The sequence below is a fragment of the bacterium genome (assembly GCA_021159335.1).
In the GTDB taxonomy this organism is placed as follows: domain Bacteria; phylum UBP14; class UBA6098; order B30-G16; family B30-G16; genus JAGGRZ01.
In genome coordinates this window covers 1-8160 of sequence record JAGGRZ010000062.1, presented here as the reverse complement: position 1 = coordinate 8160, position 8160 = coordinate 1, and the positions used below count along the sequence as shown (strand labels likewise).

The 8160-nt window shown below is 44.2% G+C and carries 8 protein-coding genes and 2 tRNA genes; 1 reads left to right on the top strand and 9 read right to left on the bottom strand.

Translation table 11 applies throughout. The features are described from left to right. Nucleotides 1-3: 3 nt before the first annotated feature. Together J7J62_03815 and J7J62_03810 are read right to left on the bottom strand one after the other, a co-directional pair. A tRNA-Arg gene (locus J7J62_03815) sits at nt 4-77 on the bottom strand. Nucleotides 78-118: 41 nt separating this feature from the next. After that, the gene (locus J7J62_03810; protein ID MCD6124281.1) at nt 119-1792 is read right to left on the bottom strand and encodes a long-chain fatty acid--CoA ligase; all 1674 of its coding nucleotides are present in this window, start codon (nt 1790-1792) and stop codon (nt 119-121) included. Between the two features lie 78 nt (nt 1793-1870). Here J7J62_03810 and J7J62_03805 point away from each other — a divergent pair, with 78 nt between their 5' ends. Further along, nucleotides 1871-3205 carry an HD domain-containing protein gene (locus J7J62_03805; GenBank protein ID MCD6124280.1) on the top strand — a complete coding sequence of 445 codons (1335 nt, stop codon included), beginning with the start codon at nt 1871-1873 and terminating at the stop codon, nt 3203-3205. 28 nt (nt 3206-3233) lie between these two features. Here the strand turns inward: J7J62_03805 and J7J62_03800 are convergent, their stop codons facing one another. From J7J62_03800 to J7J62_03770, 7 genes are all read right to left on the bottom strand, one after another. Beyond that, nucleotides 3234-3437, bottom strand: coding sequence for a DUF3343 domain-containing protein (locus J7J62_03800; protein ID MCD6124279.1), 204 nt, complete (start codon nt 3435-3437; stop codon nt 3234-3236). Beyond that, nucleotides 3437-4198, bottom strand: coding sequence for a 2-hydroxyglutaryl-CoA dehydratase (locus J7J62_03795; GenBank protein MCD6124278.1), 762 nt, complete (start codon nt 4196-4198; stop codon nt 3437-3439). The genes J7J62_03800 and J7J62_03795 overlap by 1 nt, the downstream gene beginning before the upstream one ends. A gap of 50 nt (nt 4199-4248) precedes the next feature. Then, the gene (locus J7J62_03790; GenBank protein ID MCD6124277.1) at nt 4249-5496 is read right to left on the bottom strand and encodes a bifunctional 3,4-dihydroxy-2-butanone-4-phosphate synthase/GTP cyclohydrolase II; all 1248 of its coding nucleotides are present in this window, start codon (nt 5494-5496) and stop codon (nt 4249-4251) included. A gap of 119 nt (nt 5497-5615) precedes the next feature. After that, a complete protein-coding gene (locus J7J62_03785) occupies nt 5616-6860 on the bottom strand; it encodes a LytR C-terminal domain-containing protein (protein ID MCD6124276.1) in 1245 nt (414 codons plus the stop codon). Nucleotides 6861-6879: 19 nt separating this feature from the next. Next, nucleotides 6880-7905, bottom strand: a complete 1026-nt coding sequence (gene ruvB, locus J7J62_03780) for a Holliday junction branch migration DNA helicase RuvB (protein MCD6124275.1) — start codon at nt 7903-7905, stop codon at nt 6880-6882. Between the two features lie 16 nt (nt 7906-7921). Beyond that, nucleotides 7922-7996, bottom strand: a tRNA-Pro gene (locus tag J7J62_03775). Between the two features lie 49 nt (nt 7997-8045). Next, a partial coding sequence (locus J7J62_03770; GenBank protein MCD6124274.1) for a hypothetical protein occupies nt 8046-8160 on the bottom strand: 115 nt, incomplete at its 5' end.

The following is an 8160-nucleotide window of genomic DNA, read 5'->3' as shown; positions in this document are numbered from 1 at the left end:
TTTCGCGCCCAGCAGGATTTGAACCTGCGACCTTCAGCTCCGGAGGCTGACGCTCTATCCAGCTGAGCTATGGGCGCTTGATTTTATTCTATAGATAAGCTCGTGGGTTGTCAACATCTCAAACCCTGAACTCCTTGGCTTGATAAAGGTATCTCTTGATTTTCCTCGTGGATGTTTTGGGGAACTCCTCTGTCTGAATAGCAAACCCTTTAATCCGCTTGTAGGGCGCAATTTTCTTGTTAACATCCTCGATAACGCCTCTTATCAACGACTCTATCTGCGACTCGCTCATCGACCCGTATTTCTCGTCAATGTAGTCAAAGTTTGGCACTACTATGGCGAAAGGTTCCTCACAGCCTTTCGTCTTTCTTCCGATAACGAGTGACTCAAGCACGACATCATGCGAATTTATCTTCTCCTCTATTTCCTCAGGATAAACATTTTTCCCGCCCGATGTTAGAATCATATTTTTAAGCCTTCCAGTTATGTATATGTAACCGTCTTTGTCGATATACCCAAGGTCGCCAGTCCTGAACCAGCCATCGTCAGTAAACGCCTCCTTAGTAGCTTCCTCGTTTTTGTAGTAACCAGCGAAAACTATCGGTCCCTTAACCTGAATCTCGCCAATCCCTTCTTCGTTTGGATTACCTATTCTCACATTAACTTCTGGTATAGGAGGTCCCACAGACTCAGCCTTAATTTTATTTATGGGATTAACGGAAACCACCGGTGATGTCTCCGTAAGACCATAGCCCTGTGAACATGTTATTCCGAAATTGTTGAAGAATTTAACCACCTCAGGTTTTATCGCGGCACCACCAGATATAAGAAGATTCAACCCGCCCATGCCAGCTTTGTTGCGGAATGGTTTCATTATTAGCTTGCCAGAATTCTTTGAGAACACTTTCAATGCCTTGCTTATTCCCATTGCGCCGCCGAAAATAGACCTGCCAATTAACCCGCTTTTACTCACTCCTTTCTTTATGCCGCTATAGAATTTTTCGAAAAGAAGGGGCACACCAAGCATAATAGTTACACCGCAAGCTTTTATATCCTCAAGGATTTCCTTCGCCCGAAGCGCACGCGCATACACAATGCTACATCCTATAGTTAATGGTGCAAGAAAACCGCATGTAGCCTCAAATGAATGGTGAATAGGGAGCACTGATAAAAATGTATCCTTCTCAGTAACGGTAATAACCCTGAACATAAAGTCAATATCGGAAAGGATGTTTTTGTGGGTCAACATGACGCCCTTAGGAGCACCAGTTGTCCCCGAGGTGTATATTATAACGGCTACATCGTCCTGGGATTTGGCGAATCTTGGCGGTTTTGGCGATGTCTCGGTATCTATTATAATATCTATGTTCTGAAGCTCAAATCTCGGCAGGTCAGGAAAGTAATCCTCAACCTCATCCGAAAGCACATTAAGGAAATTTTTGTCGAGAAAGATAGCGGACGAATCTGAGTGGCGCAGAATGTGTCTTAGCTCGTTTGGACGCTGTGCGGAATCGAGCGGAACAGCTACGCAACCCGCTGTCTGAATCGCAAGATAAGCTATAGCCCATTGCGGCGAATTGTGCCCAAGGATTGCAATGTGTTCTCCAGCTTCAAAGCCACTCCGCTGAATAAAAGACGAAAGCCTTACGACCTTATCCATAAGCTGGGAATATGTTATCTCCTCAAAAGTGCCGTCACCACTATTAACCATTAAAGCCACCTTATTTGGAAATCGCTCGCAAGTGGTGAACACAACCTCGGGGATAGTTTTACCCGAAAAATCAAGTTTCATAAAACCTCCAAAAAGTTAATAATTGTCTGTTCCGATGTTTTAGATAAATTTAGTAACTGTTATAAATTAATTTCGAAAATGGCGATTTCGCAATCGAAAATAAAATTTAAGCCTTTACCGCGGAAAGTTCTCGAAGTTCTGCGTTCTAACGCCAATGAGATATACTATGTCGGCGGTTATGTTCGCGATGTTTTACTTGGACTTCCCACTCAGGACAGAGACGTATTGGTTCGCGGTCCGAAACTTACTGATCTCGTAGAAATCCTCAGTCCTATAGGTCGTGCGGAGCTTGTTGGCAAATCGTTCAACCTTGTGAGATTCTGGTATAAAGGCGAAAGATTCGACATCGTGGTCCCATCGCGAAGAACGCCAGCGGGCAGTATACCGGAGCCGGGAATGTCCCTTATTGACGACTTAAAGTGCCGGGATTTCACGATAAACGCCATTGCATGGGACATTCTTAAAAAGCAAGTAATAGACCCATTGAAAGGCTTGGAGGATTTAGAAAATAGATTGCTACGCGCTACAGGGAAAAATGCCTTCATTGACGACCCACTGCGAATACTAAGGATGTGCAGACTTGCCTCAAAGCTTGGATTCAAAATCGATGATGGAACCTTTTTAGCAGCAAAAGAATGCGCAAACAAACTACAAACCGTTTTTAAAGAACGCATAGGAGATGAATTCGGCAAAATAATGCTTCTCGAAAAGCCCTCGATAGCATTAAAATGCCTTCATGAGGTTGGCGCGCTCGAAGTTATTCTGCCCGAACTTTCGGAATGTGTTGGCGTATCTCAGCCGGGCGGAATACACGCCTACGATGTTTTCGAACACATTCTCCGCACTGTGGATGAGACGCGAGCTGACCTTCTCGTGCGCTTCGCTGCTCTTTTCCATGACATCACCAAACCACGCCACAAAATTATCGGGGATGATGGCAGAGCGCGATTTTATGGCCACCAAGAAAGCAGCGCAAAAGTCGCCAGCAGATGGCTTAAAAAGTTCGCATTTTCGCACAAATTGGCAGATAATGTCGCAAAATTAGTAAGGCTTCACATGTTCACGCACGCTCAAACTGAAAAAGGGATACGAAGATTTATCCGCAAAGTCGGTGAGGAACTGCTGGAGCCACTTTTCGAACTCAGATTCGCCGACACAAAAGCACAGGGACACGGAGACCTCGAAGCCGAGATAAAGTATAAAAACAGAGTTTACGAGGTACTGTCCAAAAAACCTCCTCTATCGGTAAAGGACCTCGCTGTGGACGGTCACGATGTTATGCGAATCCTTGGAATTCCACCCGGAAAAAAAGTTGGTGAAGTGCTCAACTTTCTGCTCGAAAAAGTTCTCGAAGACCCAAATTTAAATGAAAAAGAAAAACTCGAAAAGTTGATAATAGAAAATTTCGGGTAAGTCTTAATTATATAAAATAGTTCAAAGTCTATTCCTCAACCTCAACTACCTTTATTTCGTCAAACATCTCTAAAGCTTCCCTGTCCCAGACTTTTAACGCCATCTCACCACACATGTCATCCAGAATTTCCTCAGGCACAGGAACCATGTCGAATCTAATCCCCTCTCTTCTTAAGATTGATTCCGCTTCATAAAGCTTTGTCATTGTTTTAAACAGCAACAGGTATGGCATTATTCATCCCCCACTTCGTAAACAAGACAACCTAATGCTCCCATAAACTGGGGTTTTTTGGGGACCAAGACTGCGACGCCAAGTTCTTCAGAAAGTAATCTTATAACGGCATTATTTTTAGCCACGCCACCAGTCGCCACAACACGGTCCGCAGGGAAGCGACGTATCATAGCAGCAAACCTCTTAACTATTGAATAATTAACACCAGCGGCAAGACGCTCTATCGGTATTCCCATGGATATTTTTTCGAGAAGCTCAGTCTCAGCAAAAACCGCGCATGTAGAGCTTATCTCGGCGGGGTCCTCGTAGTATTGCGATAATTCATCAAGTTCCATACCGAGGACTTTCGCCATGTTCTCGAGGAATCTTCCAGTGGAGGCAGCACAGCGATCCGATGTGGTGAAATCAACCACCATTCCCTGCTCGACTCTTATTATTTTCGTATCCTGCCCACCAAAATCTATTAAAGTGAATGTTTTTTCGCCGGTGCTTTTCATTGCTCCCAGCGCGTGCGCCTGAATTTCGGGTATTTCCACTGCACCCGATAGCCTGGCTCGCTCTCTGCCGTATCCAGTAGCCACGACCTCCAAATCATCCCCAAAGCCAAGTTTCCTAAGGTTTATAACAAAACCATTCGGCGATGGTGTTCCATATTCGCGATAGAATGTTGCGGAATCAAACATCGAAAATTCAGTGCGACTATCCTTTGCGTAAGCGAGTTTTGTGAATCTGCTGCCTATGTCCAAACCCAGACGAGCCATAATTTCAAAAAATTTTGGTGGTAACCCTCAAAAGGAATAAAAATCGGGAATTACTTTTCTTTATCGTTTTTATTGCCTACTTTTTTCAGCACATCATCGGGAATTTTATGCCCCATTTTTTCTTTTTTCGTTCGAAGGTAATCCACATTGTAAGGTGTCGGCTCGGCAACAATAGGTATCTGCTCAACTATCTTGAGACCATAGCCCTCGAGTCCAATAACTTTTTTGGGATTATTGGTAAGAAGCCTTATAGTAGTAAGTCCTAAATCAGCGAGAATTTGAGCTCCTATCCCGTAATCCCTGAGGTCAGCATCATGCCCGAGACGGCAGTTAGCCTCAACAGTGTCGAAACCGAGGTCCTGAAGGTGGTACGCTTTTATTTTTTCAATTAAACCTATTCCTCTTCCCTCCTGACGCATATATAGAAGTACACCAAGCCCCTCTTCCTCTATCTGACGCATGGCAGCGTGAAGCTGGTCACCACAATCACACCGAAGCGACCCAAGAAGGTCTCCCGTAAAACACTGTGAATGCACCCTCACCAAAACATTCTTTTTCCCAGCAACATCTCCTTTAACGAGCGCTATGTGATGCTCGTCTGTAAGTATGTCCCTATAAACTATGATGTCAAAATCCCCCCACTTGGTGGGAAGATGAGCTCGTACGACTCGCTCGACAAGTTTCTCGGTTCTCATTCTGTATTCTATGAGGTCAGCTATAGTTATAACCTTAAGCCCGAACTTTTCAGCTATCTGGAACAACCTCGGCAGACGAGCCATATTTCCGTCCTCATCCATTATCTCGCAAAGCACACCAGCAGGATATAGCCCGGCTATTCTCGCAAGGTCAACGGCAGCCTCAGTGTGACCAGCTCGTCTCAGGACTCCTCCGGGAACCGCCCTTAACGGGAAGACATGACCGGGTTTTGCAAAGTCGTCCGGCTTCGTATCTGATGAGACAAGCGCCTTTATGGTTTTAGCCCTGTCGAAAGCCGAAATTCCAGTCGTGGTGCCGTGAATATAGTCTACTGACACGGTGAATGCAGTTCCATGAATCGCGTTTCCTTCCTCGGACATCGGCTTAAGCTTAAGTTCTTCTATTCGCTCCGGAGTAAGCGCCACGCATATAAGTCCGCGTCCCTCTTTCGCCATAAAATTAATCATCTCCGGTGTGACAAGCTGTGCGGCACCGATGAAGTCACCTTCGTTTTCACGATCCTCATCATCAACAACTATAACGAGCTTGCCCTGTTTAAGGTCGTTTACCGCATCCTCTATTTTGGCGAATCTGTAGTTCATATTCTGCATTCAAAACTTGAGTATTCTACTAAAATATTTTAACCTCAGCAAAACACAACATCATCCTGAACCAAAAGATTATAGCGGATGAAAAATAATTTTCAATAACATAATTGTTTTTATCGTTTATATCGTGTATCACGCCCCAGAATAACTATAATATCCGCATCAATGTTGCTTCTGAGGTAGATATACTGGTCGCCTGGTATTATAAGTGCTATTTTGGTGGCAAGGTCCTTGTAGCCTTTTTTGTAGTATATCTTTCCATGTCGAAGATTACGCTCTCTTTTGGTATTTCCAACTTCGGCAACTGTTATGCCGTGTCTTTTCAGCAGTTCTGCCGTGCGAGCTGCGAGCTTGTTTATGTTTGTGCTATTAAGAACTTTTACTATGGGATGCCCTTCTTCGAAAGGCTTTGACAATGTTGGCACACCGATAGCCTTTGATACAGCGTCTTTGGGGATGAATGCTATATCGTATGGTGTATTTTCGCCGTTGTCAGCATGGAAATATATACCCTCCTCGGCCCAAAATGGTCCGCCTTCAGTTATTCTTGGCGTTTTCGTAAGGTTAAAAATTTTGTGAGTGGAAACATTAACAACGCAGATATCCGTGAACCCTGAATCATTTTGGCATGAAAATGCTATCCATCTACCATCCTTTGACCAGCTTGGGTAAAAATCGTTTGTTTTCCCCGATGTTATCTGAGTTCTCGAAAAACTGCTGAGGTCGAGGATGAAAATTTTCCACTGATCCCCAACGACATCCGAAAAAGCTATTTTTGTTTCGTCGGGGTTCCAAGAAGGTAGAAAACCTTTCGTTATGAACTTGTCTTTATTGGTTTTCAGGTTCCTTATCAGGATTTCCATATTATCGCGGTATTTGGTAGGCGGCGGAATAACATACATTGACCACCAGCCTGGGTCGATAAAATCTGCGGTATTGTAAAGAATCTTTTCGCCATCGCTGGATATTTGCGCTCCAAAGCACATTCTCCCCGGCTCATGTATTAGAAGCTCGGGCTTATCGCTGGAAAGAGAAAGAGACCATATGGCTATTTTTTTGTTCCTGTCAGAATCGAAAACAAGCCAATCACCAGTCTTGTTGAAAACTGGGTGAAAGTCTATGTGTTTTCCGTATGTAAGTTTAGTCTGCGCGGATCTTCTTCCAACGCGAACCACAAGCTCGATATTAACGAAGGTCTTCTCCATAGAAGAAATAAGCATCGAAGAACCCAAAAGATTTGGCGTGAAATCATCCTTGGAACGCGAAAGAATGTGCTCGTATTCGATGCCCTGGGAAAGAACAAACATCCCAAAAATAACCATAAGCACAATCGAAAATATTCTTATAGCGAACTTCATCATTTACCTCCAAAGTATTTTACCTGTTCCTCCAAAGATTCAATTCTGGGTAGGGTATAGAAAAGTAATCGTACGCTTTTCTGGTTGCCATCCTACCCCTTTGAGTTATCTGGATAAAACCTTTCTGAATAAGGAAAGGTTCGTTAATCTCCTCTATCGTTCCCATGTCCTCGTCGACAGCCATGGAAAGGGTTTTTAGTCCCACAGGTCCACCACCAAATTTCTCTATTATCGCAAGGAGTATCCTTTTGTCCATCTCATCCAGTCCCTCACGATCTATCTCCAAAAGGCTCAATCCTTTCTCTACTGATTCCTTCGTTATGCGCTGAAATCCGTCCACCTGAGCGAAATCTCGTATCCTTCTTAGAATCCTATTGGCTATTCTCGGCGTGCCACGGGCTCTATGTGCTATTTCTCTTGCAGCATCTATTTCTATCTCAGCTCCAATAATCCTTGCGGTGCGCATTACTATTTTTGTGAGGTCATCCTCAGTGTAGTAATTAAGACGTTCTATTATGCCGAACCTTGAGCGTAAAGGCGCAGATATAAGTCCTGCTCGAGTTGTTGAACCTATAAGCGTGAAGTGTTCGAGATTAAGACGCACTGTCCGAGCATGGGGACCTTTGTCGAGCACTATATCGATGAAAAAATCCTCCATGGCAGAATATAGAAACTCCTCGACAGTTCGTGATAACCTGTGTATCTCATCTATGAATAGAACCTCGCCTCGTTTTATCGATGTAAGTATCCCTATAAGGTCGGCGGGTCTTTCAAGCATCGGGCCTGATGTAGTTTTTATGGGAACTCCTATTTCCCTTGCAACGATATACGCAAGGGTAGTTTTCCCCAATCCTGGTGGACCATAGAAAATTATGTGATCAAGAGGTTCATTCCTGCCCTTCGCAGCGTCTATGTATACTTTCAATTTATACTTAATTTTCTCCTGTCCGACGAATTCCTCAAGATTTTGGGGTCGAACCTTGTTTTCGAATTGAATTTCGGTTTCAAGGGCTTTAGGCGAGGTTATTTTCGATTGTCTTCTCATGGTTTATTAAAATAAATCGGGGCGCCCGGATTTGAACCGGGGACCCCTAGCCCCCCATGCTAGTGCGCTAACCAGACTGCGCCACGCCCCGAATCAGTTTATCTATAGTGTTCATGGTTTAAAATGCAAGTGAAAAATAACTAAATCCGCCTCATTCTTGCCGATGGTATGCCCATTTGCTGACGATACTTCGCAACGGTTCTCCGAGCAATATTTATGCCCTCAGAATTAAGAATCTGTGCTATCCGCTCGTCC